The organism is Clostridium sp. CM042, from assembly GCF_055080995.1.
Genome location: NZ_CM143646.1, coordinates 2,718,494 through 2,745,274 on the forward strand (window position 1 = coordinate 2,718,494; position 26,781 = coordinate 2,745,274).

Genomic DNA, 26,781 nt, shown 5'->3' on the forward strand with positions numbered 1-26,781 from the left:
ATATAATGTATGAATGTGTCGAATTAATGTATAAAGAGGTGTTTAATTTGTATAAATGCGCTATAATATTAGCTGCAGGTGAAGGAAAAAGAATGAATTCTAATATGCCTAAGGTTATACACAAGGTTTGTGGTAAAGAAATGATAAACCATGTTATTGACATTATGAGAAATGCAGATATTGAAATGGTTGATGTGGTAATTGGAAAAGGAGCTGCGCAGGTTAAAAAAGTATCAGAAGATAGAAAAATTAATTACTCCGTTCAAGAAGATCAGTTAGGCACAGGACATGCAGTAATGTGTGCTAAAGAATTCCTAAGTGGGAATGAAGGTACGGTAGCAATATTTGTTGGAGATGGTCCACTAATTACTGAATGTACAGTTAGGCAACTATTAGATTATCATGAAAAAGGTGATTTTAAAGCTACTATATTAACTTCAAGTATGGTCGATCCTGCAAAGTATGGTAGAATAATTAGGGATGAAAATGGTGAGGTTAAAAAAATAGTTGAGTTTAAAGATTGTACAAAAGAAGAAACTCTGGTTAAAGAAGTAAATTCAGGAATGTATTGCTTTAACATAAAAGAATTACTTAATAGTTTAGATAGATTAAATAATAATAATGCTCAAGAGGAATACTATTTAACAGATGTTATTAGTATATTAAAGGAGCAAGGGTCTAAGGTTGGAGCTTTTGATGTGCCAGTTGAAGAAATTACTGCAGTTAATTCAAAGGTAGAGCTCGCAGATGCAGAATCAATTATGAGAAAAAGAATAAATAGAAAACATATGGAAAATGGAGTTACAATAATTGACCCTAATAATACATACATAGATTCAGAAGTTATAATAGGAAAAGATACTACTATATATCCAGGGAATATTTTGCAGGGTAAGACTATTATTAAAGAAGACTGTGTTCTTTACCCTAATAATAGAATTGCTGATAGTATTATAGGAAACGGAGTTTCAGTTCAAAGTTCTGTAGTAATTGAAAGCCAGATAGGCGAGGAAACTACTGTGGGACCTTTTGCGTACATTAGACCGGAAAGTAATATAGGTAAACATGCTAGAATAGGAGATTTTGTTGAAATTAAAAAATCAACTATTGGGGATAATACAAAGGTATCTCATCTTACGTATATTGGTGATGCGGAGGTAGGAAGTGGATGTAATTTTGGCTGCGGAACTGTAGTTGTAAATTATGATGGAAAAGCAAAATACAAAACTATAATAGGCAATAATACGTTTATAGGCTGCAATACTAACCTAGTAGCACCTGTAAAGGTTAATGATAACGCGTACATTGCGGCTGGTTCTACAATTACAAATGAGGTGCCTAAAGATGCTTTGGCAATAGCTAGAGCAAGGCAAAAAAATATTGAAAATTGGGTAGTGAAATCAGGACATAGCAAATAAAATAACAAAGCATAATAATCAATAAGTAAATTATAAAGGGAGGTGTAAAACTGATTTTTTCAGCAGGATGGGTATATAAAAACTACTAAAGGAGCATTAAATGGTGTGTAAGATTTTAATGTGAAAGTATTAACCTAGTAGTTGAATCCTGTGATGCTGACGTTCTATTTAGTGTATAGAATGAAAATTTATATGAATTGTATTAAAATATGATTTGTTATGATTTTAGGAATCAGGACTACATATGATAAACCACGGCAAGAATATTAAAATTTTTACGGGCAACTCAAATCCTAAATTAGCCGCAGATATAGCTGACATACTAGGATTACCAATTGGAGCTTCAGAAGTAGGAACTTTTAGCGATGGAGAAATATCTGTTAATATACATGAAACTGTCAGGGGCGCAGATGTATTTGTTGTTCAATCAACTAATGCACCAGTAAATGATAATTTAATGGAGTTACTTATTATGATTGATGCATTTAAGAGAGCCTCAGCAGGAAGAATAACTGCAGTTATACCATATTATGGATATGCAAGGCAGGATAGAAAAGCAAAAGCTAGAGATCCAATTACAGCAAAACTTGTGGCAGATATTATAACAACTGCTGGAGCAGATAGAGTACTTACTATGGATTTACACGCAGCCCAAATACAAGGATATTTCAATATTCCTGTTGATAATATGACGGGAACACCTATACTTGCAAAATATTACATCAAAAATGGATTTAAGGATAGGGATGATGTAGTTGTAGTCGCACCAGATCTTGGAAGCGTTGCTAGATCAAGAAAATTTGCAGATAAGCTACATGCATCAATAGCGATAATTGATAAGAGAAGGCCAAAGGCTAATGTTGCTGAAATTATGAATGTTATAGGTGATATTAAGGGGAAAACCTGTATCATGATGGATGACATGATAGACACTGCAGGAACAATAACTAACGGAGCGAATGCTTTAGTTAAACTCGGAGCAAGAGATGTTTATGCATGTTGCAGTCATGGCGTATTATCAGGACCTGCTATTCAAAGAATAAATGATTCAGTAATAAAAGAATTAATAATATTAAATACAATTGATATGCCAGAGGGTAAGCAATGCGAAAAATTCACTACATTATCTGTAGCACCAATTTTGGCGGAGGCTATAAAGAGAATATATGAGGATGTTTCTGTAAGTAAATTATTCGAGGAAGATTCCAGTTTATAGATACAAATTTTAAAATAGTGGTGCCCTATTATTCTTATAATTGGGCATTGCTATTTTTTTATAATCTGGATTTATATAATAGTGGGGTAGTGAGTATACTATATACAATCAGTAGTTATGTAGAATATTTAAATTATTATCGGAAGTGGTGAATAATTTGTTACATTTAAAAAAAACTAATCACTTATCATTAAAGTATGATAAATTATTAATAAGATAAATTATTCATAAGTAATCTTTAAAAAATAAATTAGCGTGTTGACTAGTTATTTTTCAAAGATGCATGATAGAAAAAAACAATAAAGAAAACAATAAAGAAAACAATAGAGTGAAAAAATAGAGAAAACGATAGAGAAAATAATTTGGAGGTACTGATATGGAAGGAACTATAGGGAAGATACTAATAGTTGATGATGATAAAAATATTGCTGAGGTAATTAAAATGTATCTTGAAAATTCAGGATATGCAACAAAAGTAGCATATGATGGCAGGGCTGCACAGGAAGCATTTTTAAGTTATAAACCAGATTTGGTGCTTTTAGACATAATGTTACCTTATATTGATGGAATCGATGTTTTGAAATGGATAAGAAAAGAGCATGAAACACCGGTTATTATGCTTACTGCCAAAGGAGAAACATTCGATAAGGTATTGGGGCTAGAACTTGGAGCGGATGACTATGTAGTTAAGCCCTTTGAGCCAAAAGAAATAATTGCAAGAGTGAAAGCTGTGCTTAGGCGTTATAACTTAGATAAAGGTGGTAAAGAGGTTTTAAATTTTGAGGATCTAGAAATTGATATTAATTCTTATAATGTTACATATAAAGGTTCAGAGGTAAAAATGCCACCTAAAGAATTTGAATTAGTACATTATTTAGCTCTTAATAAGAATAGAGTTTTCACTAGGCAACAACTCTTATGTGAGGTTTGGGGATACGATTATCCAGGAGACTCTAGAACAGTGGATGTGCATGTTAAAAGGGTAAGAGAAAAGCTTCAAGGAGGGCCGAATTGGCAGATTGAGACTGTTTGGGGAGTAGGATACAAATTTGAGGTGAAATAGATGTTTAAAAGAGGGCTGTTTTTTAAGATGTTAGCCACATATACTATTATAATTTCAATGAGCTTAATAATTATTGCCTCTTTTTTGTCTTATTGGTTCCAAAATTATTTTTTCGAGCAGAGAAAAGAACAATTCTTGGATAAGTCATATATGATACAAGGACTTGCTATAAAATATATGGCTGGGGATGCTACTTCGGAAAAATTAAATGATATAATAACAATAATTGCTGAGTATATAAAATCCGATATTTGGCTTACAGATAACTACGGTTATGTTTATTTGGTATCTAATAAAGATCATAAGGAGTTTATGGGAAAACAGGTTTTTGCAGAGGAACTAGATCAGCTTAGACTTGGGCATACATTTGAGATTACAGGCCCTTATGCTGGAATATTTGATAAAACGGTAAGGGTTTACGGTACACCAATAAGGACTGAGGCGGGTACTTTTAAGGGGTCTATAATATTATGTAACTCCATTGAAGGATTAAGTCAATCTTTAAAACGCGTTTATGAAATAATTTGGATATCTGCAATTTTTGCAATAATATTTTCTTGTATAGTTATATATTATTTTTCTCAAAAAATAATTATAAAGCCTTTAGCAGAGATTAATTCAGTAGCTAAGAAGATATCTAATGGGGATGTTTATAAGAGGGTTTATTTAAAATCTAATGATGAAATAGGGGAATTAGCTCAATCATTTAATTTTATGGCTGATTCTGTAGAAAAAAACGAGAAAAATAGACGCGAATTTATATCCAATGTATCGCATGAGATTAGATCTCCTATAACATCAATTAAGGGCTTTATTGGTGGGATACTAGAGGGGGTAATTCCTGAGGAAAAGGAAAAATACTACTTATCTATTGCCTATGAAGAAATTCAAAGACTAACAAGGCTTGTAAACGACTTATTAGATATGTCTGCAATTGAAGCTGGGGAGTTTAGTTTGAAGATTATGGAAGTGGATATAAACGAAATCATTAGACTTACAGTTATAAAAAATGAAACAAAAATTAAAGAAAAAAGGGCATCTGTAGATGTATGCTTTGATGAAGATAATTTATTTGTAGCAGGAGACAAAGATAGATTAGTACAAGTGATTACAAATTTATTGGACAATGCAATAAAATATGTAAGCGATGGTGGGAAAATAAAGATTAGTTCAAAATCCAAAGGAAGAAATGCCTTAATATCTGTGTTCAATGCTGGTCCGCAAATAGCTGGGGAAGATTTATTGCATATTTGGGATAGATTTTATAAAGCGGATAAATCAAGAACAGCAAAAGATAGTACTGGACTTGGATTAGCTATAGTTAGAAATATAATAACTCAATTACAGGGTGATATATGGGTTGAAAATAAGGACAATGGTGTTTATTTTACTTTTACATTGACGAAGGTGAATAATTTATAGTGAAATAAAATTTTTATAATATAGATATGACCAGTAGGGAGGGGATGATGCTATGGATAATAAGGATGACTATGAATCTTGTAATGAAGTAAGAGATGCTTTGTGGAAGAATGCAGATTTTGGCAAGGACATCTTTAGCGAAATTAAATTTAGAAAAAACAACAAGAAAAATTATTTCAAGACATTTTTAAAAGTGATTAGTTTTATACTAATAGCAGCCCTATCTGGGGGGATTACAGCCCAGTATATAATTAATAAGGGGAAAGTACCAAAAGTGACTAGTGGCAATTTAAATTCAAGTGTAAGAGAAAACAATAATATTCAAGGTGCAGATGATAATCCTATTTCACAAGTTGCACAAAAGGTAGCACCATCAGTAGTTGGCATTAGTAGTAAAGCAGAAGAATTGTGGGATACACCAGAAGGTAATGGTTCAGGAATTATATTTAAAAGTGATGGATATATTATTACTAATTATCATGTAATTAAAGGTGCCACAAAAATAAAAGTGAAAATGAGCAATGATAATATTTTGAATGCAACAGTTGTAGGCGCGGATGTTATATCTGATTTGGCGGTTATAAAAGTTGAAGCTAGTAATTTGCCAATTGCAAAATTTGGCGATTCATCAAAGGTTAAAATTGGTGATATAGCTATTGCAATTGGTAATCCACTAGGAAAACAGTTTTTGGGAACGGTTACTGCCGGTATTATAAGTGCATTAGACCAAAAAATTAATATAGTTAATAAAAAAACAGGTGAACAAACTATCTATAAAGTAATACAAACTGATGCAGATATAAATCCGGGGAATAGTGGTGGAGCGTTATGCAATATTTATGGAGATGTTATTGGTATAAATAGTTTGGAAATTAATTCAGCTATTGAAACTTACGGAATGGGGTTTGCTATTAATATAAATGAGGCTAAAGAAGTTATTAATGATTTGATGACTCATGGTAAAGTTATTAGACCGGCTATAGGTGTTTATGGAACAGGGGCAATTTCAGTTAGTGATGATGGTGTAGAGGGAGTATATGTGCAAGAAGTTCTACATGGAAGCGGAACTTCTATAACTGGAATTATGCCTACTGACATTATAATTCAAATAGGTGATGATAATGTTAAAAATATGGAAGATTTAAGTGATATTTTGGAGAAGCACAAAGTTGGAGATATTGTATCCTGTAAGATTTTGAGAAATGGGAAAGTTGAAAATATTAGTATAACTGTATCTGAATTAAAAGAATGAATTATATGGTAAGTTTTATGTAAAGTTGTGGCTTAAAATACTTTTTTAGTATAATATTATAAATAAGGCATATGAAAAAAATAATTATGTGGTAGATAAGGCTTAAACATAATAATATTTGGAGGTAATAATGTATTTGGTAGTTGGACTAGGAAATCCAGGAGATGAATATAGACATACAAGACATAATGTAGGATTTGATGTAATTAATTTAATGGCCGAGAAGTATAATACTTCAATTAATAGGATAAAATTTAAAGGAGTATGCGGAGAAATTGTCATATCGGGGGAAAAGGTTATTCTTTTAAAACCTAGTACATATATGAATTTAAGTGGAGAAAGTGTACGCGAAGCAGCTTTTTTTTATAAGATTCCAAATGAAAATATCATCATAATGTATGATGATATTAGTTTGGATGCAGGTAAATTAAGGATACGAAGTAAAGGTAGTGCTGGTGGACATAATGGGATAAAAAGTATTATATCTAACATGTCATCCGACATATTTCTAAGGATAAAAATAGGGGTAGGACAACCGGAAAAGGCGCTAATACCTCATGTTTTAGGGCGGTTTTCTAAAGAAGACCGGGTGCTTGTAGAAAAGACTTTTGAAACTAGTATAAAAGCTGTCCAAACGATAATAGCAAAAGGATATACGGAGGCTATGAATCAGTTTAATGGGTTTAATGCTTAAATAAAATTATTATTAGAACATTATCTATATTTATGGAGTGAGTGAGAGGTGTTAACATGAGACTGAGTGGGCTTATGAAGCCTTTGAAAGAGAGTAATCAATTTAAAAGTATACTAAGAAATATAGAAGAGAAGATATATCCAATTGGTGTATATGGACTTTCGGAATCAGCTAAGAACTATTTAGTGAATGGTGTGTACGAGCAATTAGATAAATCTATATTGATTTTAACGCATAGTGATGTAGAGGCTAAAAATATTTACGAAGACTTATCTTTTTATGTAAATGATGTCTACTATTTTCCAACCAGAGAAATGGGCTTTTATAATGCGGATGCTGTATCTGGCGACTTGAGATGGGAAAGACTTAAAGTAATGAAAAAAATTACTGAAAGCGGTAAAAAAATAATAATTACTTGTATTGAGGCTTTGGCAACAACTTATATGCCTATAGATTTGCTCCAAAAATATATTTTCAAATTAGCTGTAGGGGGCAATCTAAATTTAAATGTTTTTTCGGAAAAATTAATTGAGTGTGGGTATGAAAGAGTAGAGAGAGTAGACACTAAAGGGCAATTTTCAGTAAGGGGAGGAATTATAGATTTATATCCCCCTATTTCTGCGTTGCCTTTTAGGATAGAACTCTATGACGACGAAATAGATTCTATAAGGACATTCAATAGTGAAACTCAGAGGAGTATCGATAAGGTAGTCGAAATAGATATATTTCCAGCAAAGGAAATGATATTAACCCAGGAAATTAGGGAAAAAGGATATAACAAAATAAAGGAAGATCTAATCAATGTGGTAGATAGCTTTAACAAGAAAAAAGATAAAGAAATTATAAAAAAAATAACTTCTTTAGTTGATGTTAATTTAGAATCACTTAAAGAAACGTGGAGTTTTAAAGACGTTGATAGCTATATGCCTTACTTTTATGATAACGCATCTTCTTTTTTAGATTATATGAAGGAATCATTTATAGTAGTTGATGATTCACAAAGGTGCCTAGGTAAACTAGATAGCGTGTATTTCGAATTTGAAGAAAATTACGAGAATTTTTTAAGACGGGGGAGTATACTGCCTAGACAAGCAGAAATTTTAATTGATAAGCAGCATATATATGAAGAGTTAGAGAACCTAGAAGTTATTACTTTAAATGCTATTGCTAAAAGCACAACAGTGCTTAAGCCAAGGGACATAGTATCTTTTTCTCAAATTACCATTTATGATTACCATGGCCAATTAGACATGCTTATTGAGGATATAAAGGATAAAAAAAGTAAAGGATACAAGATCGTAATCCTTTCTGGTACAAGAACTAGAGGGGAAAGGCTAATAGATATACTTAGGGATAGAGGCGTTGAAAGTGTCTATAAAGACAGTATATCTCAAATTGAGTTTGGAGAAGTGGTTGTGACCTTTGGTAATCAATTAAAGGGATTTGAGTATCCGCAGCTGAAATTATGTGTTATTTCCGATAAAGAGGTTTTCGGTGGAGCAAAAAGAAAGGCTACTAGTCGCTCTAGTAAAAAGGGAGTAAGCAAACTTAAAAGCTTTACAGAACTTAAATTGGGAGACTATGTTGTTCACGTAAATCATGGAATAGGTGTATACAAAGGAATTAAGCAATTGGAGGTTCATGGGCACAAGAGAGATTATTTGCAACTGAGTTATAATGATTGTGATAACCTCTATGTTCCGGTAGAACAATTAGATTTGGTACAAAAATATATTGGAAGTGAAGGCAAAGCTCCAAAGATTAGCAAACTAGGTGGGGTAGAATGGGTTAAGGCTAAGAATAAAGTGAAAAAATCTATCGCAGATATTGCAGAGGATTTGGTAAAACTTTATGCAGCAAGGGCTACACTTAAGGGCCACCGATATAGCAAGGATACTGTATGGCAAAAGCAGTTTGAAGAAGAATTCCCATTTGAAGAAACTCCAGATCAAATAATAGCAATTGAAGAAATCAAAAAAGATATGGAATCGGATAAACCAATGGATAGATTGATATGTGGTGACGTTGGGTATGGCAAAACAGAAGTAGCCGTTAGAGCGGCTTTTAAAGCGGTTATGGATGGAAAACAAGTAGCGTTCTTAGTACCAACTACTATACTAGCTGAGCAACATTATAAAAATCTTACCAAAAGATTTTCAGATTTTCCGGTAAAGGTTGAAATGGTAAGTAGATTTAGAACACCTGCTGAGCAAAAAGTTGTCATTAAGGCGACAAAAGAAGGAAACGTAGATATATTAATAGGAACGCACAGAATAATTCAGCAAGATGTAAAATTTAAAGACTTAGGGGTATTGATTATAGACGAGGAACAACGATTTGGGGTTACTCACAAGGAAAAGATAAAAAATCTAAGAAAAAATATAGACGTGATTACTCTAACAGCTACTCCAATTCCAAGAACATTGCATATGTCGCTTACTGGAGTGCGCGACATAAGTATAATTGAAACGCCACCAGAGGAGCGGTATCCAATACAAACCTATGTGGTGGAATTTAACGATCAATTAATAAGGGATGCGATGCTGCGAGAAATAAATAGAAATGGTCAAGTTTTCTTTGTGTACAATAGGGTAGAAACTATCAAAGAAATGGCAGCATTTATAGGAAAGCTAGTTCCCGAAGCTAGAGTTTGCATTGCACATGGGCAAATGACAGAAAGAGAACTAGAATCTGTTATGATAGATTTTATGGAGAACAGGTATGATATATTGGTGTGTACCACGATTATTGAGACGGGAATAGATATTCAAAATACAAATACAATTATAATCTACGATGCGGATAAGATGGGACTTTCTCAGCTTTACCAATTAAGAGGTAGGGTTGGTCGGTCAAATAGAATAGCTTATGCGTATCTTACTTATAAAAAAGATAAGGTATTAACTGAGGTGGCTGAAAAAAGACTTAAAGCAATTAAGGATTTTACGGAGCTAGGGTCAGGGTTTAAAATCGCAATGAGAGATCTTGAAATTCGGGGTGCTGGAAATATGATGGGCGGTGCTCAACATGGCCATATGGCTGCGGTAGGCTACGATTTATACTGTAGGATGCTCGAAGACACAGTAAAAAACATAAGAGGCGATATAGAAACGGAGCCTGTTGAAACCTCTGTTGAAATCAAAATAGATGCGTATATTCCTAGCACTTATATTGAAGATGAGTCGCAGAAAATTGAAATTTATAAGAAGATTGCAGCTATTGATTGTAACGAGGATATGTTAGATATACAAGAGGAAATAGAAGATAGGTTTTCAGACATACCATCAAGTGTTGTAAGCCTTATGAATATCGCATATCTTAGGTGTATATCAAGCAAGGTGGGGATAATAGAAATCAAAGAGGTAAAGGAGGAGATAATATTACAATTTGATAGTAACGAAAGAATAAATCAAAAATTAGTTAAAGCCTTGATTAGTAAATATAATAGAAGTATTGTATTTAAATTAGGGAATAAGCCTGCCTTTGCATATAAAATTAAAAATTTAAGCAAAGAAGAGATGCTTGGAAATCTCATAGAGATTGTGAATTATATAAAAAGTATAGTTGAAATAAAGTAAATTTGTGTTAAAATTAATGGGTATCGTAACAAAACTTTACAGGGCGATATTACATATAGAATGGGGGAAATAAAATGAAAAACGTAAAAAAAATAATTGGCGCTGCTTTAATAACTATATTAGCTACATCATTAATTGGTTGTAATATGATTGAAAAAACACCTAAGGGCATTGCTAAAAGTGTAGTTGCAAAGGCTTTCGATGCTAAAATAACTAGAGGACAGGTTGACGAACAATTAGTAGGTGTTATTAAACAATTCGAAGATCAGTATGGATCAAATTATAAAACTAATGCTGAGGCTATGACTAAACTAACAGAGCAAAAACAGCAAGTAGTAGAAGGGCTGATTACTGAAAAAATTGTAAATTATAAAGCGGAGGAATTAAAATTAATGCCTAACGAGGCTAAATTAAATGAAGAAACAAACAAGCAATTAGCAGAAATCAAGAAAAGTTTAGGAACAGACGAGAAGTATAAGGAGGCTTTATCACAAGCAAGCCTTACAGAAGAAACTTTAAAAGCAAGAATAAAGCCGAGTATTATTCAAGAAGCATTATACACTGAAGTTACAAAAAATGTTAAAGTTACTGAAGCACAAGAAAAAGCATATTACGATGCTAATAAAACCCAGTTTACAGAAAAACCGAATACAATTCATGCAGCTCATATTTTAGTAGCAACAGAACCTGAAGCGATAGCTATTAAGAAACGTTTAGATGCTGGTGAAGCTTTTGCGACTTTGGCAAAAGAAAAAGGTACAGATGGAACTAAGGACAATGGTGGAGATTTAGGAGATATACCATACAATGATGCTCAAATGGATAAAACTTTTATGGCAGCAGCTATTGCTTTACCAAAAGGTAAAATCTCAGCACCTGTTAAAACTCAATATGGATGGCATATAATAAAGACTATAGAAAAAAAAGAATACCCTGTAAAGAAATTTACAGATGTTAAGGCAGAAGTAGAAAAAACGATTATAACACAGGGAAAAGAAAGCGCATGGACAGCAGCTATGACAAAATGGAAAGAAGAAGCTAAAATAAAGCAATATCCGAAAAATCTATAGAATTTTATAGTTTTAACTTCAGAAGGAAAGTCCCCCACTTATAGAAGTGGGGGACTTTCCTTCTGAAGTCGTTAAGATGTTCCTCAGGAGATGATTTAACGACATAAAGAATACCTTTAATATGAAGGTATTCTTTATTTTTTTTATTTTTAATTTAAACATATACAAATGTGCATAAAAATTCAAGTTTAGCAAGATAATAATAAAGCTAGTATATTATATAAAACTTTATATAAGGAGGGAATTATTTAAATGAAAGCAACCGGAATAGTAAGACGTATAGATGATTTGGGAAGGGTTGTTATACCTAAAGAGATAAGAAGAACACTGAGAATACGAGAAGGAGACCCACTAGAAATATTTACTGATAGAGAAGGTGGAGTTATTTTAAAAAAATATTCACCTATAGGTGAATTAAGTGAATTTTCTAGAGAATATGCTGATTCATTACAACAAAATATAGGAAACATAATAATCATATGCGATAAAGACGGCATAATATCTGTAAGCGGTTGTCCTAAAAAAGAGTATGCAGATAAAAAAATTAGTAATGAATTAGAAAAAGTAATGGAAAATAGAAAAGCTGCTATATTAGGTGAAGGTTCAGAAAAAGTTATAGCGTTGTACGATGATGAGATGGAAAACAAATACCATGCTCAAGTAATCGCGCCTATAATAACAGAAGGGGATGCAATTGGAGCAGTAATAATAATATCTACAGAGCCAGAAACTAAATTTGGAAATTTAGAATTAAAGCTAGCTGAAACTGCAGCATCTTTTCTAGGAAAACAAATGGAACAATAAATCTAAAAGTTTAAAAAGTATATATTACTTAGCGAAGTGAAACATATTTGCAGTAATATATACTTTTGTTTTTTGAAGTATTAGTAATAATAAGCCCTTAAATTAAATAATCATAATTAGAGAATGTAATTCTTACATACACCACGGGAATATAAGGAGGTTATTATGAAGAAACATTCATTGATAAAAGGGACTATTATACTTGGGATGGCAGGGATATTTGCTAGATTTTTAGGATTGTTTTTTAGAATTCCAATACAAGCACTTATAAAAGATGAGGGGATGGGATACTACCAGATGTCTTATCCATTGTATATGATGTTTGTAGCAGTAGCTTCAGGTGTGCCAATTGCTATGTCTAAGATTATTGCGGAGATGACCGCTAAAAATGATCAGGAGGGAGCGCACCAAGTCTTAAGACAAACATTTGTTTTAATGATTATATTAGGCGGAGCATCTACTACGCTTATGTTAATGTTTGCAAGGCCTATTATATCAATGCTTAAATGGGATCCTAAATCATATTACTCTTTTTTGGTAATTGCTACAGCTCCAATTTTTGTTTCTATTATGTGCACTTTTAAAGGCTTCTTTCAAGGGCTACAAAATGTTAGACCTACTGCTGTTTCGCAAATAGTAGAACAGCTTGGAAGAGTTGTGGCTGGAGTTTTATTTGCATATTTATTGTTTCCAAAGGGGGTTGAATATGCGGCTGCAGGAGCGGCCCTTGGAACCTTAGTTGGTGCAATTATGGGAAGTATATACTTGTTTTTAACTTATATTAAGATGAAAAAAGGGCAGCTAGTAAGGAAAAAAGCAAAGCATAAGCATATTTTAGCTGATTTAAGTAAGGCCGCATTACCAATATCTTTGGGCGCTGCAGTGGGGACTGTTATGGCATTGATAGATTCTATGTTAGTACCACAGCAGCTTCTAAAAGCTGGATTCTCGCAAACACAATCCGCCGTAATGTATGGTCAACTGACTGGAAAGGTATTTACCTTGATGAATGTACCTTTGGCTCTTTCGATGGCTCTGTGCACATCTCTAGTGCCGATAATTGCTGAAGCATTTTATTTAGGTAGAAGAGGGGAACTTATTAAAAGGGTAGATATGGCTGTGAAATTGTCTAATGTTATTTCACTGCCATCTTCTTTAGGGATGTTTTTTATGGCTTATCCTATAATGAATTTGGTTTTTATGAAAGATGCAGCAGGATATGAAATACTACAATATATATCAATATGCATACCTTTTGTAATTTTAACGCAAACTAGCACTGCGATACTTCAAGGCATAGGCATTTATATGAAGCCTGTATACAATTTGGCACTAGGGTGCATCGTAAAGGTTATTATAACGTACGTATTAGTTTCGCTTCCATTTGTGAATATCTATGGGGCAGTTATAGGAACCATTTTAGGATATGTTACAAGTTGTTTATTAAATATGCACTATCTGAAGAAAAATTTAAATATAAAAATCAACCGTGTAGACTCTTTTGTAAAACCAGCTATTGCTGCTATTATAATGATAGTTGCAGTTGTATTTAGTAACGCTAATGTCTATAATTATACAAGGAGCAGAGGATTATCTTGTTTAATATCCATATTAATAGGCATTATTGTTTATTTAATATTTATTTTTTTGCTTAGAATATTTGAATATGAGGAAATTAAAAAGAAAGTTTTAAAGCAAAAATAAAGGAGTGGAAGCTAATGATTAAAATAGTGGGATTGGGTCCTGGGTCAGTAGAATCACTAACTGTAGGAACACTTGAAATTCTTAAAGGGGGTAAAAAGATTTATTTAAGGACAGAAAAGCACCCTACTGTGGAGTACCTAAAATCGATATGTATAAAGTTTGAAACCTATGATGATAGATATGAAGAATATAATAATTTTGATGATGTGTATAGGGCTATTGCAGAAGATATTATTAAAAAACACGAAATACATGGAGATATCGTATATGGAGTTCCAGGTCACCCGCTTGTGGCAGAAACTTCTGTTAAACTTTTAATAAAGCTTTGTGAAAAAAACAAAATAGATATAGAAATTCTTCCTGCGGTTAGCTTTATAGATGCAGTTATTCAAAGCTTAAAACTGGATCCTATTGAAGGATTAAAAATAATAGATGCCTTTGATATAAAAAATCAAGTTTTAGATAAAAGAGTAGGGCTTTTAATAACTCAAGTTTATAACGGTTCTATAGCTTCGGACGTAAAACTTGCTTTGCTTGAGTATTACAAAGAGGATATGGTGATTTATTTTGTTAGAGCCGCAGGTATAAAAGGTTTAGAAAGTATAAGGAAAATTAACTTATATGAATTAGATAGACAAAAAGATATAGACTATCTAACCTCAATTTATATACCAAAAGAATTAGAGGCTACAAAAGATTTTCACGATTTAACTCAAGTTATGGACACGTTGAGAGGTGAAAATGGATGTGCATGGGATAAACAGCAAACCCACGAATCTTTGAAAAAATATCTTATTGAGGAATGTTATGAGGTTATAGAAGCCATAGAAGACAATGAGGAAGATAATATTATTGAGGAACTGGGGGATGTATTGCTACAGGTTATTTTTCATGCGCAAATAGGAAAAGAAGAGGGATACTTTAATATAAATGATGTTATTAAAGGCATCACAAATAAGATGATAAACAGGCATCCTCATATTTTTAAAGTTTCAGAAAGTAAAAATTGTCAAGAGGTTTTGGAAAGTTGGGAAAATATTAAGAGTGAAGAAAAAGGGTTTAAGAGTTATACGGATACGCTAAAGCATGTTCCGAAAAACCTGCCAGGGTTAATGAGAGCATGCAAGGTACAACAAAAAGCAGCAAAAGTAGGTTTTGACTTTGACTGCGTTGAACCTGCTATGAGAAAGGTGCTAGAAGAATTACAGGAAGTAAGAGATGTATATAAAGGTAATAATAGGGTAAAAATAGTAGAAGAAGTGGGAGATTTGGTGTTTTCTACTGTAAATGTTGCTAGACTACTTGACATAGACCCTGAATTTGCAGTAAATTATACTATAGATAAATTTATTAATCGCTTTGCGTACATAGAGGAAAGTGCAAGGAATAAGGATTTGGATTTAAAGAACATGACACTTGCAGAAATGGACGAATTATGGAACGAATCTAAAAGACGATAAATTTATTTGTAAATAAAAATTAGACTAAAAGAAGGAATTTCAAAATCAGTGAAGAATATGCTATTTAATAGTGTACTCACTACTAAACAGTGTACTCAATAACAAGGAGGCAACGAAAGTGAATAAATCAGAATTAATAACAAGCATTTCAGAAAAATCTAATTTAACAAAAAAAGATGCAGAAGCAGCTCTAAAAGGTATTATAGAAAGTATTGAAGAAACATTAGAAAAAGGTGAAAAAGTCCAATTGGTTGGATTCGGAACTTTTGAAACAAGAGCAAGAGCAGCTAGAATGGGTAGAAACCCAAGAACAAAGGAAGAAATTCAAATTGCAGCATCAACAGTTCCAGTATTTAAAGCTGGTAAAGAATTTAAAGATATAGTGAACAAATAACATTATTATGATGAAAAAAACCTGGATGTATATCTAGGTTTTTTATTTTAAAAACTTTAACGACATTTCATAAGGGGAGTCTCCCACTTCTATAAGCGGGAGTATAAATATCCTTCTGAAGTCGTCGATTCATATTCTTCGAAGCTGTGAATCTCTGCAGGAGATGATTTAATTAAATTCTTGAAGGGTAAAGAACGTTAAAAAGGGGAAGTATAAATGAGATTAGATAAATATTTAAAGGTATCAAGAATTATAAAGAGAAGAACCATTGCAAAAGAAGCTTGCGAGAGTGGCAGAGTTTCTATAAATGATAAAGTGGCAAAAGCAGGCACTGTAGTAGGCGAAAGTGATATTATAGAAATTAAATTTGCAAATCAAATTTTAAAAGCTAAAATTATAAATATTGCAGAGCATGTGACAAAAGAGAGTGCAAAAGAAATGTATGAAATAATTTCAGGAAGAGAAGACAAAGAATAAATGTCTAAATACAATTCTTAATTAAGCTTAATAAGCATATATATTTTATAGGAATATAATTGTATGTCATTAATTAAGAATTGAGAATAAGATTAGCTTCTTAATTCCCAATTTTTTAGAGTAAAACTAATAAGGGGGATATTATGGAAGTGAGAAAAGAAATAAAAATAGAAGATAAGAGAAGCAGTTTAATGCTTGAAAACAGAAAAAAATTAACTGTTAACGGAGTTATAGAGGTTATAAATTTTAATGAAAACCAAATATTATTGAATACAGATGTTGGAACAATGATAGTAAAAGGACGAGAATTAAAGATGAACAAGTTAGATGTTCAAAATGGAGATGTTATAATAACGGGGCAAGTGGATTCTTTTGTGTATACTAGCGACAAAAGTAAAGAAAAAAAAGATAGCATAATATCAAGATTGTTTAGGTAGAAGAATTATGATAATTTCTTTGATAAGCCAAGTTAATCTTATAACTTTCAGTTTGCTAGCAGGGATAATAACTGGAGTATTTTTTGATATATATAGATTGATAAGAGGATTTGAAAATCCTAACAAAGTTTTGACTATAATACAGGATTTGTTATTTTGGACATTAACTTCTATAGTGGTTTTTATATTTTTGATGTATACTAATAAAGGGTACATAAACTTTTATGTGTATGTATGTTTAATAATAGGAGTATACTTATATTTGAAACTATTAAGTGGAGTCTTTATAAGGGTGCAATATAAATTAATAATATTCAATGGGAAAGTATTTAGAGTTATATGGAATGCTGTTTTATACCCAGCAAATTTATTAGTTTATAAGCTCAAAATAAAAAAAAAAGATAAATTATAAAGAAATAGCTTGAAGAAATGTGAAATACAAATTAAAATAGATTTATGAAGCGCAAACAATACTCATTCCATTGAAAGGAAAAGGGTATGGGATATGAAAAAAAAATTTAGTATTAAAAGTGCCGTATTAGTTTTTGCTATGATGTATGTATGTTATCTTTTAATTCAGCAACAATCAATTATGAGCAGACAAAGGAAAGAACTGCAAAAGTACAATGTTGAATTACAAAAGAAAAAAGAACAAAAAAAAATATTACAGGATGAAGTAGAGTTATCTAAAACTGACAAATATATAGAGAAATTAGCAAGAGAAATATTAGGTCTTGTTAAAGAAGGTGAAACTCCTGTAATGGATAATAAAAACTAAATGCTATAATTATTGTTGCGCTTATTATTAAATTAATATATAAAATAAAAAACATAATTTTTGAGGAGGAGTCTTTTTAATATGACCTTAATGGCTGGAAGTATTGTAGAAGGTAAAGTAGTGAATATCACCAATTTTGGTGCGTTTGTAGAAGTGGAGGGTAAGACAGGATTAGTGCATATATCTGAGGTTTCAGATACATTCGTTAAAAATGTTAATGATCATCTAAAAGAAAATGATATAGTAAAAGTTAAAGTAATCTCTGTAGATGATAATGGAAAAATAAGTTTATCAATAAAACAAGCTGGAGCACCTAAGAAATCTATTAAACCTATGGAAATAGATTGGGAAAAGGAAAAAAGTAAAGCAAATACATGTAATTTTGAAGATATAATGACTAAATTTCTAAAAGATAGTGAAGAAAGATCTCAAGATGTAAAAAAACATCAAGAGGGAAAAGGAAGAGGTTATAGTAAAAAAACTTCAAGTTATTAATAAATCTGTAGGAACTAAGTATTTAGTTCCTATTTTAACAAAATAAAAAGTTATTGACAACGGTTTATACATCATATATAATAAAACATGTTGCCAAGAAGTAGCATTTTATAAGATGAAGTAAGTAAGCTGGAGTGGCGGAACTGGCAGACGCACAGGACTTAAAATCCTGCGGTGGTTAAACACCGTACCGGTTCGATTCCGGTCTTCAGCACCAAATATCGCGGGATGGAGCAGTTGGTAGCTCGTCGGGCTCATAACCCGAAGGTCGTAGGTTCAAGTCCTACTCCCGCAACCAACTATGGCGGAATAGCTCAGCTGGCTAGAGCATTCGGTTCATACCCGAAGGGTCGTAGGTTCAAGTCCTATTTCCGCTACCACTTTGAAATATGATGAGTTTATAAACATAATATATTTTTTTAAAAACTATTGACATATGTAGCAAATTAGTATAACATTAAAAATGATTTTAAGAAACTTATTTAACAGCAACAGTAAGCTGGGCTGAAAAAAACAAATAGACATATAAAACTTAAAATAATATGATAGTTAAATATTATATCAATTAAAGTTTAGTCTTTAGCATTAGTATCGCGGGATGGAGCAGTTGGTAGCTCGTCGGGCTCATAACCCGAAGGTCGTAGGTTCAAGTCCTACTCCCGCAACCAATAAGTTTTAAATTGCTTAGTACGTAAGTTAAATAAAACTTTATAACAAGTATACTGCAAGTAAGCTGGAGTGGCGGAACTGGCAGACGCACAGGACTTAAAATCCTGCGGTGGTTAAACACCGTACCGGTTCGATTCCGGTCTTCAGCACCAAATATCGCGGGATGGAGCAGTTGGTAGCTCGTCGGGCTCATAACCCGAAGGTCGTAGGTTCAAGTCCTACTCCCGCAACCAATAAGTTTTAAATTGCTTAGTACGTAAGTTAAATAAAACTTTATAACAAGTATACTGCAAGTAAGCTGGAGTGGCGGAACTGGCAGACGCACAGGACTTAAAATCCTGCGGTGGTTAAACACCGTACCGGTTCGATTCCGGTCTTCAGCACCAAATATCGCGGGATGGAGCAGTTGGTAGCTCGTCGGGCTCATAACCCGAAGGTCGTAGGTTCAAGTCCTACTCCCGCAACCAATAAGTTTTAAATTGCTTAGTACGTAAGTTAAATAAAACTTTATAACAAGTATACTGCAAGTAAGCTGGAGTGGCGGAACTGGCAGACGCACAGGACTTAAAATCCTGCGGTGGTTAAACACCGTACCGGTTCGATTCCGGTCTTCAGCACCAAATATCGCGGGATGGAGCAGTTGGTAGCTCGTCGGGCTCATAACCCGAAGGTCGTAGGTTCAAGTCCTACTCCCGCAACCAACTATGGCGGAATAGCTCAGCTGGCTAGAGCATTCGGTTCATACCCGAAGGGTCGTAGGTTCAAGTCCTATTTCCGCTACCATAACTCACAATTTAATTTGTGAGTTATTTTTTTTATTTGTTGAAAAACTATAAAATTGCAGCTATAATGCGCAAAAACATATAAGTATAAATTTCTCGAATATACAATGCCACGAAGTGACAAGCTTCATTTAATATTTTAAAACCTACTATATTAATATGGTAGGTTTTTTTATATTATAGGGAATTGTAAAAATTGCACGTAAAAAATATACAAATTATTGTCTCATAAAAAATATACAAGTGTCCCACTTTATGACAATTATTTCCAGACGACGTTGTTATAATGGAGTCCTAATGATTAAAGGGTGGGTGATTTGTAATATGCAATACGGAATAGATATATTTCCATACGAAAGACTTAGAAAGATAAAAGATGAAGTAAAAAAGAAAAATGCATTAAATACTAATTTAATTATTACAGGAATTGTTTATTTTACGATAAGCTTATTAATAAGCAGGGTACTGCTTATTAATAACACTGCCCCATTTGGTATAGCTTTTTTAATAGCTACAATATTTATTAATAATCAAAGAATTTCAATAATTACAGCCAGTGGTACATTTTTTGGATATATTACTTTATATGACAGTGCAAAGAATATACCATCATATTTAATAGTAATAGTTACAATTGCTTTTTTGAGTCATGTTTTCAACAAAATAGAATCAAAAACTAAAGTTTTAGCTAGCATGTTTGCCATTATCATATTTGAGTTGTTTACCTATAATTTTTTTATAGCCCGGGTAAGTGGGTTAATGGCTTTTTTAAATTCATTTTTTCTAGTTTTATGTATCTTCCCTTTATATTTTATTCTGGATTATAGTTTTTTATGCTTTAAGGAAATTAAAACAAAACATATATTTTTGAATGAAGAAATAATAAGTATGTCAATTATAAGCTCTTTAATTATAGCAGGTACTTGGGGACTAAGTATTTTTTCCATATCAATTACAAATATTTTAGGCCTGGCTTTTGTTATAATAATAGCTTACATTAACGGAAGTGGAGCTGGTGCTGCATCAGGAGTTGCCATGGGTATTATTGTAGGAATGTCTTCTGAAAATATGATTGTGTTTATAGGAATGTATGGTGTTTGTGGCTTAATAACAGGTGTTTTTAAAGAAACTGGAAAGATTTTAAGTGCAACATCTTATTTAGTAGCTTTTTCAATAATAAAAATATATTGTATTACGGGATCTGACTTTATGATATTTGAAGCTTTTGTAGCGGCTGTAATATTTTTGCTAATACCACAAAAAGTTTATAGCGAATTATCCACAGAATTTAATTCCGATAAAAAAAAGCAAAACATAGAACAGGGATATATAAATAAAATTAAAGATACATTTGTAGGAAGGTTAAATAATTTTTCAGATGTACTTTCTAATATGTCAGATATATTAAATAACTTAGTGGATAATGAAAAATTGGCAATGAAAGGTAAAAGTAGTGCATTGGTTGAAAATCTTGCGGACAGGGTGTGTAGTAATTGTAATATGAAGTCTATGTGTTGGAAAAGGGAATTACATTATACATATGCGGCATTTGAAGAATTAATTCAAAATTTTGAGAGGAAGAATAATAGAGTACCGGAAGAAATCGAAAGAAAATGTATAAAGAGAACTGCCATACTTAAAAATACAGAAGACATTGTTAATAAGCACATTATAAATGAAATGTGGAGAACGAGGCTTAGTGAAGGTAGAGAGCTTTTAGCAAATCAGATTAGTAATATGGCGGATTCTGTAGGAGAAATTGTTGAAGATTTTAATTCTGAAATTCAAATAGATACTTCTATGGAAAAACTTATATGTAGAGCCTTAGATAAAAATAGAATTAAGCACAATGATCTTATGTGTTTAAATGATAAGCTCGGACGATTGAGTATTAAATTGTCACTTAACGCTTGTAGTGGAAGGCAAATGTGTGTAAAGGACTTATTGCCTATTATAAATGGGGTCACAGGAAAGTGCATGTGTGTTAGTGATGAGGGATGTAATATAGATTCAAAGACCAATACATGTAAGGTAACTATTGAAGAAACACCTAAGTTTCATGTGGTATCTAATGTGGCTAGGCAGTGTAAAGATGGTGAAAAGTCCAATGGAGATAGCTATAGCTTTGGTAAGCTTCCTGATGGAAGTTATATGTCAATTATTAGTGATGGTATGGGGTCTGGCCCTCAAGCAGGTAGAGAGAGCGAGGCTGCGGTTGAATTAATAGAAAAGTTTACGTCAGCAGGTTTTAGTAAAATTACGGCTATTAACACTGTAAATTCAATAATGACATTGAGATTTTCCGAAGAAGAAAAATTTTCAACTATAGATTTAAGTAGCATAGACTTATACACTGGGGAAATTGATTTCTTAAAAGTGGGGGCAGTTGCAACCTTTTTAAAATCAGGTGATAGTTTAGAAATTATAAAATCAAAATCTCTACCTATTGGGGTTTTAGATAAAGCAGATATAGATATACAGCAAATGGAATTAAAAAATGGAGACGTTATGGTTATGCTTAGTGATGGAGTATTAGATTATAATGATGAAAATGTAGGAAGGGTAGATTGGGTAGTTGATTATCTAGGTAAAAATAATTGTAACAATCCAAAGGATTTAGCTGAAGGGTTGCTGGCCGAAGCAAAAAAATTAAGTGGCAATAGAGTAAAGGATGATATGACAGTTCTTGTTTCAAAGATATATAGTCTATATTAAAGGCGTTTTATAAAAGGAAAATTTTGATGCCCTGTAAATTGAGAGAAAAATTAGGGAATATATAATAAAAGAAAGTGAAAAATGATGAAAGTATTTATGGGAGCAGGAATCTCTTTTACATTCTTCATTTTTCCCGTTTTTAACGACATTTCAGAAGGAGAGTCTCTCATTTCTATAAGTGGGGGTTACATGCCCTAACAAATAGAAAATTTCAGTGGGAGTATAAATCTCCTTCTGAAGTCGTTAATATTGCAGCTCCGCAGGAGATGATTTAAAGGGATGTCTAAAAAAATGGAAAATATATATTACTATATGATATAGTAATATGATATAGTAATATGGTATTAAAAAAATATAAACCTAGAAAAAACATAAAACATTTTAAAAATAAATTTGGGAAGTGAAAATTTTGTCAGAAACGGTTATGGACTTTATAAAAGAGAATTCAATGTTTGATAAGGGAGATAAGGTTATAGTTGCATTTTCTGGTGGACCTGACTCCACGTGTTTGCTCTATATTTTAAACAACTTTAAGGAAGAACTTGGGATTACACTTGTTGGTGCACATCTAAACCATTGTCTTCGAGGAGATGAGTCTGATAAAGATGAGGAATATGCAAAAGAAATTTGTGAGAGTTTGAATATAGATTTTTATAGTGAAAAAGTGGATGTACATAGAATTTCAAAGGAAAAAAATTTATCTTGTGAAATGGCAGGGAGAGAAGCCAGATATGGATTTTTTGAGGAACTTATGGTTAAATTAAATGCGAATAAAGTTGCTTTGGCACATAATGCTAATGATCAAGCTGAAACTATTTTAATGAGGGTAATGAGAGGAACTGGTATTGAAGGAATAGTTGGAATAAGACCTGTTCGCGACAAAATATATGTAAGACCCATCCTTCGTCTTAGTAGAAAAAAAATAGAGAAATATTGCTTAAGTAATAATATCAATCCAAGAATAGATAAATCGAATTTAGAAAATGTTTATGCAAGAAATAAAGTAAGATTAGAATTGATTCCATATATGGAAGAAAACTTTAATAAAGATATAATTAAAACATTAAACCGATTATCAGATATTGTAAAAAAAGATAACGAATATTTGGAAAATATTTCTGAAAAAGAATATAAAAAGCATTGTGAGATATGTCAGCAAAGAGTTATAATAAATAAGGCAGCTTTTGCGAAGCATGAAGCAATTTTAAGCAGGATTATTAGGAATGCTTTGCTCGGGGTGAATCATAATTTATATAATTTTGAAAAAGTTCATATATATAGTATTATAGAACTTCAAAGACATGAAACAGGTAAAAGTATAATGCTACCTCAGAATATAATAGTTGAAAACTGTTATGGGAATATACATATATATATCTATGTAAAAGCTACTGAAGGTAATAACAATCAGTACTCTCTAAATATTAATCAGGAAAATCTTATTCATTCTTTAAATAAAGTAGTAAAAATAGATGTTAAACCCAAGCTACAATTTACAGAATTTAAAGAAAATGATTGTATTAAGTATTTTGACTATGATAAAATTAAGGAACCAATAATATTTAGGTATAGAAAAGAGGGGGATAGGTTCATTCCACTAGGTATGAAGGGTAATAAAAAGATAAAAGATTTGTTTATAGATTTAAAAATACCTAAAGCCCAAAGAAATGAAATACCTTTAATATGTTTTGGGGATGATATAGGTTGGGTAGTTGGATATAGGGTTAGCGAAAAATTCAAGGTTTCAAAGGATACTAAAAATGTATTGCAGATTAGAATTGGAAGAGAGGAATAAGAATGAACAATGATATTAAAGAGGTATTATACAGCGAAGATCAATTAAGGGATAAAATTAGGCAAATGGGTGCAAAAATAAGTAAGGATTATTTTGGAAAAGAGCTTATACTTATTGGTATTTTAAAAGGATCAGTTATATTTATGTCAGATTTAGTAAAAGAGATTACAATTCCATGTAAAATGGATTTTATGGCAGTTTCCAGCTATGGAAATTCAAGTGAAACTTCAGGGGTTGTAAAAATCTTAAAGGATTTAGACTTTGAAATTGAAGGAAAGGATGTATTAATAGTAGAGGATATTATAGATTCTGGAGTTACACTTAAATATCTAATGAAGTTACTATCTGCAAGAAAACCAAATAGTTTAGAAATTATATGCTTACTGAATAAACCAGAAAGAAGAACGGCGAATATAGATGTTAAATATTTAGGTTATGATGTACCAGATTACTTCCTTGTAGGATTTGGGCTGGACTATGCAGAGAAATATAGAAATTTACCATTTATAGGAATACTTAAAGAAGAAATTTATAAGTAAATGTGTATAAAATAATATATATATTAATTGTTAATTAATATACATATTATTGTCAACTGCTTTTTAATGTGATAAAATTTTAAAGTGAATAAAAAGAGAGGGGGGTTTCTAATGAAAAAAATTTCTAGTGCATCAATCTGGATCGTAGTGTTTGTACTTGTGATTTTTGCAGCACTAACCTTACTTGACAGTAGTAAAGATGTTAGCCAAATCAGTGTTAATAAATTCCAAGAATATTGGATTAAAAAAGATATTAAAACTGTTCAGGTAAAAGAAGATAAAACAGTATCGGGAGAACTAAAGAACGGAACAAAATATGAAACTATAGTCCCATTGACGAGATTGCTTCAAGTTATGGACAAATACCCAAATGCAAGCGTTACAGAAACATACTTAAAGCCAGCTAGTATGCCAATGTGGTTAAATGTCTTGCCCACACTCCTTATAATTTTAATGTTAGTGGCCTTTTGGTTTATGTATATGCAACAATCGCAAGGAGGCGGCGGTGGCGGTAATAGAGGCGTAATGAATTTTGGAAAAAGTAGAGCCAAAATAGCAACGCTAGATAAGAAGAAAGTTACATTTGATGATGTAGCTGGTGAAGATGAAGAAAAGGAAGAACTTGCAGAAGTTGTAGATTTCTTAAAACAACCAAAAAGATACCTAGAAGCAGGCGCAAGAATTCCTAAAGGTATTCTTCTAATAGGACCACCAGGTACAGGTAAGACTTTACTTGCGAGAGCAGTATCAGGAGAAGCAGGAGTCCCATTCTATAGTATATCAGGTTCGGAATTTGTAGAGATGTTTGTAGGTGTTGGAGCTTCAAGAGTAAGAGATTTATTTGAACAAGCGAAGAAAAGTGCTCCTTGTATAATATTTATTGATGAAATTGATGCAGTAGGTAGACAAAGAGGAGCTGGCGTTGGCGGTGGTCATGATGAAAGAGAGCAAACTCTAAATCAGCTATTAGTTGAAATGGATGGATTTGGTGTAAATGAAGGTATAATCATGATAGCTGCGACAAATAGACCGGACATACTCGATCCTGCTCTTTTAAGGCCGGGCAGATTTGATAGACATATATTAGTGGGTGCGCCTGATGTTAAAGGAAGAGAAGAAATTCTAAAGGTACATTCCAAAGGTAAACATTTAGCAGAAGAAGTAAAACTTGACGTATTAGCTAAAAGGACACCTGGATTCACTGGTGCAGACTTAGAGAATTTAATGAACGAGGCCGCACTACTTACAGTTAGAAATAACAAAACAGTTATAGAAATGAAAGAGCTTGATGAAGCAGTAACTAGGGTTATTGCTGGACCGGAAAAGAAGAGTAAAGTTATCAGTGAAAAAGATAGAAAATTAACAGCATATCATGAAGCAGGGCATGCTGTAGTAATGAAATATTCTCCATTATCTGATCCAATTCATCAAATAAGTATTATACCAAGAGGTATGGCAGGTGGGTACACGATGCATCTACCAGAAGAAGATACTGCTTATACTTCAAAACTAAAACTTAAAGATGAAATGGTTGGGTTATTAGGTGGTAGAGTTGCTGAAAAACTAGTATTAAAAGATATTAGCACAGGTGCTAAAAATGATATTGATAGAGCATCGGCTATTGCAAGAAAGATGGTTATGGAATATGGTATGAGTGATGAACTCGGACCAATATCTTTTGGTAATGATCATAATGAAGTATTCCTTGGAAGAGATTTAGGTAAAAGCAGAAACTTTAGTGAAGAAATAGCTAATAAAATAGATTCAGAAGTTAAGATGCTTATTGATGAAGCTTATGGAAAAGCTGAAAAAATTCTTGCTGAAAATGCAAGTAAACTTCATGCAGTAGCTCAAGAACTACTGTTAAAGGAAAAACTTGAAGGTGTGGACTTTGAGGCTATAATGGCTAAAACAGATTCAGGTGAGATTGATTTAACAAAGATTTAGATTGGTAAAAGACATACAGTGAATTAGCTGTATGTCTTTTTTTAGTGCGCCCGGCATGGGCGCAATCTAAAG

At 32.3% G+C, this 26,781-nt stretch carries 21 protein-coding genes and 11 tRNA genes; all 32 read left to right on the top strand.

Features of this window, described 5'->3' with window-relative positions; translation table 11 throughout:
* Positions 1-47 precede the first annotated feature (47 nt).
* The 32 genes from glmU (at position 48) to ftsH (ending at position 26,709) form a co-directional block, all read left to right on the top strand.
* Complete coding sequence (gene glmU, locus ACWJJ7_RS12940) at positions 48-1,418, top strand: bifunctional UDP-N-acetylglucosamine diphosphorylase/glucosamine-1-phosphate N-acetyltransferase GlmU (RefSeq protein ID WP_462964991.1); 1,371 nt, start codon at positions 48-50, stop codon at positions 1,416-1,418.
* Positions 1,419-1,662: 244 nt separating this feature from the next.
* On the top strand, positions 1,663-2,634 hold the full coding sequence (locus ACWJJ7_RS12945; RefSeq protein WP_462962474.1) for a ribose-phosphate diphosphokinase: 972 nt from the start codon (positions 1,663-1,665) through the stop codon (positions 2,632-2,634).
* A 376-nt stretch (positions 2,635-3,010) separates the two neighbouring features.
* Complete coding sequence (locus ACWJJ7_RS12950; protein WP_462962475.1) at positions 3,011-3,697, top strand: response regulator; 687 nt, start codon at positions 3,011-3,013, stop codon at positions 3,695-3,697.
* Entirely contained in the window at positions 3,698-5,119 is a 1,422-nt protein-coding gene (locus ACWJJ7_RS12955) for a HAMP domain-containing sensor histidine kinase (RefSeq protein ID WP_462962476.1), read from the top strand.
* A gap of 52 nt (positions 5,120-5,171) precedes the next feature.
* Positions 5,172-6,371: a S1C family serine protease gene (locus ACWJJ7_RS12960; protein WP_462962477.1), complete on the top strand. Its 1,200-nt coding sequence runs from the start codon at positions 5,172-5,174 to the stop codon at positions 6,369-6,371.
* Between the two features lie 130 nt (positions 6,372-6,501).
* Positions 6,502-7,065 (top strand): aminoacyl-tRNA hydrolase, encoded by a 564-nt coding sequence (gene pth, locus ACWJJ7_RS12965; RefSeq protein WP_462962478.1) that lies wholly within the window; start codon positions 6,502-6,504, stop codon positions 7,063-7,065.
* 56 nt (positions 7,066-7,121) lie between these two features.
* Positions 7,122-10,643 carry a transcription-repair coupling factor gene (mfd, locus tag ACWJJ7_RS12970; RefSeq protein WP_462962479.1) on the top strand — a complete coding sequence of 1,174 codons (3,522 nt, stop codon included), beginning with the start codon at positions 7,122-7,124 and terminating at the stop codon, positions 10,641-10,643.
* A gap of 74 nt (positions 10,644-10,717) precedes the next feature.
* Entirely contained in the window at positions 10,718-11,713 is a 996-nt protein-coding gene (locus ACWJJ7_RS12975; RefSeq protein WP_462962480.1) for a peptidylprolyl isomerase, read from the top strand.
* Positions 11,714-11,965: 252 nt separating this feature from the next.
* Positions 11,966-12,517, top strand: a complete 552-nt coding sequence (gene spoVT, locus ACWJJ7_RS12980) for a stage V sporulation protein T (protein WP_462962481.1) — start codon at positions 11,966-11,968, stop codon at positions 12,515-12,517.
* A gap of 165 nt (positions 12,518-12,682) precedes the next feature.
* Entirely contained in the window at positions 12,683-14,221 is a 1,539-nt protein-coding gene (locus tag ACWJJ7_RS12985; protein WP_462962482.1) for a putative polysaccharide biosynthesis protein, read from the top strand.
* A gap of 14 nt (positions 14,222-14,235) precedes the next feature.
* Positions 14,236-15,681, top strand: a complete 1,446-nt coding sequence (yabN, locus tag ACWJJ7_RS12990) for a bifunctional methyltransferase/pyrophosphohydrolase YabN (RefSeq protein ID WP_462962483.1) — start codon at positions 14,236-14,238, stop codon at positions 15,679-15,681.
* Between the two features lie 118 nt (positions 15,682-15,799).
* Positions 15,800-16,075: an HU family DNA-binding protein gene (locus tag ACWJJ7_RS12995; protein ID WP_216304589.1), complete on the top strand. Its 276-nt coding sequence runs from the start codon at positions 15,800-15,802 to the stop codon at positions 16,073-16,075.
* A 216-nt stretch (positions 16,076-16,291) separates the two neighbouring features.
* On the top strand, positions 16,292-16,552 hold the full coding sequence (locus ACWJJ7_RS13000; protein ID WP_216304590.1) for an RNA-binding S4 domain-containing protein: 261 nt from the start codon (positions 16,292-16,294) through the stop codon (positions 16,550-16,552).
* A gap of 143 nt (positions 16,553-16,695) precedes the next feature.
* Positions 16,696-16,989: a sporulation protein YabP gene (yabP, locus tag ACWJJ7_RS13005; RefSeq protein WP_462962484.1), complete on the top strand. Its 294-nt coding sequence runs from the start codon at positions 16,696-16,698 to the stop codon at positions 16,987-16,989.
* Between the two features lie 19 nt (positions 16,990-17,008).
* Entirely contained in the window at positions 17,009-17,401 is a 393-nt protein-coding gene (yabQ, locus tag ACWJJ7_RS13010; protein ID WP_462962485.1) for a spore cortex biosynthesis protein YabQ, read from the top strand.
* A 93-nt stretch (positions 17,402-17,494) separates the two neighbouring features.
* Positions 17,495-17,767: an FtsB family cell division protein gene (locus ACWJJ7_RS13015; protein ID WP_462962486.1), complete on the top strand. Its 273-nt coding sequence runs from the start codon at positions 17,495-17,497 to the stop codon at positions 17,765-17,767.
* An 81-nt stretch (positions 17,768-17,848) separates the two neighbouring features.
* Positions 17,849-18,262 (top strand): S1 domain-containing RNA-binding protein, encoded by a 414-nt coding sequence (locus ACWJJ7_RS13020; RefSeq protein ID WP_462962487.1) that lies wholly within the window; start codon positions 17,849-17,851, stop codon positions 18,260-18,262.
* Positions 18,263-18,390: 128 nt separating this feature from the next.
* Positions 18,391-18,479: transfer RNA gene (locus ACWJJ7_RS13025), tRNA-Leu, on the top strand.
* Positions 18,480-18,484: 5 nt separating this feature from the next.
* A tRNA-Met gene (locus ACWJJ7_RS13030) sits at positions 18,485-18,560 on the top strand.
* A gap of 5 nt (positions 18,561-18,565) precedes the next feature.
* Positions 18,566-18,642, top strand: a tRNA-Met gene (locus ACWJJ7_RS13035).
* A 212-nt stretch (positions 18,643-18,854) separates the two neighbouring features.
* Positions 18,855-18,930: transfer RNA gene (locus tag ACWJJ7_RS13040), tRNA-Met, on the top strand.
* A gap of 64 nt (positions 18,931-18,994) precedes the next feature.
* A tRNA-Leu gene (locus ACWJJ7_RS13045) sits at positions 18,995-19,083 on the top strand.
* A gap of 5 nt (positions 19,084-19,088) precedes the next feature.
* Positions 19,089-19,164: transfer RNA gene (locus ACWJJ7_RS13050), tRNA-Met, on the top strand.
* 64 nt (positions 19,165-19,228) lie between these two features.
* Positions 19,229-19,317 (top strand) — tRNA-Leu (locus ACWJJ7_RS13055).
* A 5-nt stretch (positions 19,318-19,322) separates the two neighbouring features.
* Positions 19,323-19,398, top strand: a tRNA-Met gene (locus tag ACWJJ7_RS13060).
* Positions 19,399-19,462: 64 nt separating this feature from the next.
* Positions 19,463-19,551: transfer RNA gene (locus tag ACWJJ7_RS13065), tRNA-Leu, on the top strand.
* 5 nt (positions 19,552-19,556) lie between these two features.
* Positions 19,557-19,632 (top strand) — tRNA-Met (locus ACWJJ7_RS13070).
* 5 nt (positions 19,633-19,637) lie between these two features.
* Positions 19,638-19,714: transfer RNA gene (locus ACWJJ7_RS13075), tRNA-Met, on the top strand.
* Between the two features lie 323 nt (positions 19,715-20,037).
* On the top strand, positions 20,038-22,428 hold the full coding sequence (gene spoIIE, locus ACWJJ7_RS13080; RefSeq protein WP_462964992.1) for a stage II sporulation protein E: 2,391 nt from the start codon (positions 20,038-20,040) through the stop codon (positions 22,426-22,428).
* Positions 22,429-22,828: 400 nt separating this feature from the next.
* The gene (gene tilS / locus ACWJJ7_RS13085) at positions 22,829-24,223 is read left to right on the top strand and encodes a tRNA lysidine(34) synthetase TilS (RefSeq protein ID WP_462962488.1); all 1,395 of its coding nucleotides are present in this window, start codon (positions 22,829-22,831) and stop codon (positions 24,221-24,223) included.
* 2 nt (positions 24,224-24,225) lie between these two features.
* Positions 24,226-24,762, top strand: coding sequence for a hypoxanthine phosphoribosyltransferase (hpt, locus tag ACWJJ7_RS13090; protein WP_462962489.1), 537 nt, complete (start codon positions 24,226-24,228; stop codon positions 24,760-24,762).
* Between the two features lie 111 nt (positions 24,763-24,873).
* Entirely contained in the window at positions 24,874-26,709 is a 1,836-nt protein-coding gene (ftsH, locus tag ACWJJ7_RS13095) for an ATP-dependent zinc metalloprotease FtsH (protein ID WP_462962490.1), read from the top strand.
* Positions 26,710-26,781 lie beyond the last annotated feature (72 nt).

What these genes read in the sequence shown, in the direction of transcription:
- ACWJJ7_RS13000 (WP_216304590.1), top strand. Translation starts at nt 16,292, where the DNA reads ATGAGATTAGATAAATATTTAAAGGTATCAAGAATTATAAAGAGAAGA.
- ACWJJ7_RS12985 (WP_462962482.1), top strand. Translation starts at nt 12,683, where the DNA reads ATGAAGAAACATTCATTGATAAAAGGGACTATTATACTTGGGATGGCA.
- mfd (WP_462962479.1), top strand. Translation starts at nt 7,122, where the DNA reads ATGAGACTGAGTGGGCTTATGAAGCCTTTGAAAGAGAGTAATCAATTT.
- pth (WP_462962478.1), top strand. Translation starts at nt 6,502, where the DNA reads ATGTATTTGGTAGTTGGACTAGGAAATCCAGGAGATGAATATAGACAT.
- ACWJJ7_RS12975 (WP_462962480.1), top strand. Translation starts at nt 10,718, where the DNA reads ATGAAAAACGTAAAAAAAATAATTGGCGCTGCTTTAATAACTATATTA.
- ACWJJ7_RS12955 (WP_462962476.1), top strand. Translation starts at nt 3,698, where the DNA reads ATGTTTAAAAGAGGGCTGTTTTTTAAGATGTTAGCCACATATACTATT.
- yabP (WP_462962484.1), top strand. Translation starts at nt 16,696, where the DNA reads ATGGAAGTGAGAAAAGAAATAAAAATAGAAGATAAGAGAAGCAGTTTA.
- ACWJJ7_RS13020 (WP_462962487.1), top strand. Translation starts at nt 17,849, where the DNA reads ATGACCTTAATGGCTGGAAGTATTGTAGAAGGTAAAGTAGTGAATATC.
- ACWJJ7_RS12950 (WP_462962475.1), top strand. Translation starts at nt 3,011, where the DNA reads ATGGAAGGAACTATAGGGAAGATACTAATAGTTGATGATGATAAAAAT.
- ACWJJ7_RS12945 (WP_462962474.1), top strand. Translation starts at nt 1,663, where the DNA reads ATGATAAACCACGGCAAGAATATTAAAATTTTTACGGGCAACTCAAAT.
- yabN (WP_462962483.1), top strand. Translation starts at nt 14,236, where the DNA reads ATGATTAAAATAGTGGGATTGGGTCCTGGGTCAGTAGAATCACTAACT.
- ftsH (WP_462962490.1), top strand. Translation starts at nt 24,874, where the DNA reads ATGAAAAAAATTTCTAGTGCATCAATCTGGATCGTAGTGTTTGTACTT.
- hpt (WP_462962489.1), top strand. Translation starts at nt 24,226, where the DNA reads ATGAACAATGATATTAAAGAGGTATTATACAGCGAAGATCAATTAAGG.
- spoVT (WP_462962481.1), top strand. Translation starts at nt 11,966, where the DNA reads ATGAAAGCAACCGGAATAGTAAGACGTATAGATGATTTGGGAAGGGTT.
- spoIIE (WP_462964992.1), top strand. Translation starts at nt 20,038, where the DNA reads ATGCAATACGGAATAGATATATTTCCATACGAAAGACTTAGAAAGATA.
- ACWJJ7_RS13015 (WP_462962486.1), top strand. Translation starts at nt 17,495, where the DNA reads ATGAAAAAAAAATTTAGTATTAAAAGTGCCGTATTAGTTTTTGCTATG.
- ACWJJ7_RS12960 (WP_462962477.1), top strand. Translation starts at nt 5,172, where the DNA reads ATGGATAATAAGGATGACTATGAATCTTGTAATGAAGTAAGAGATGCT.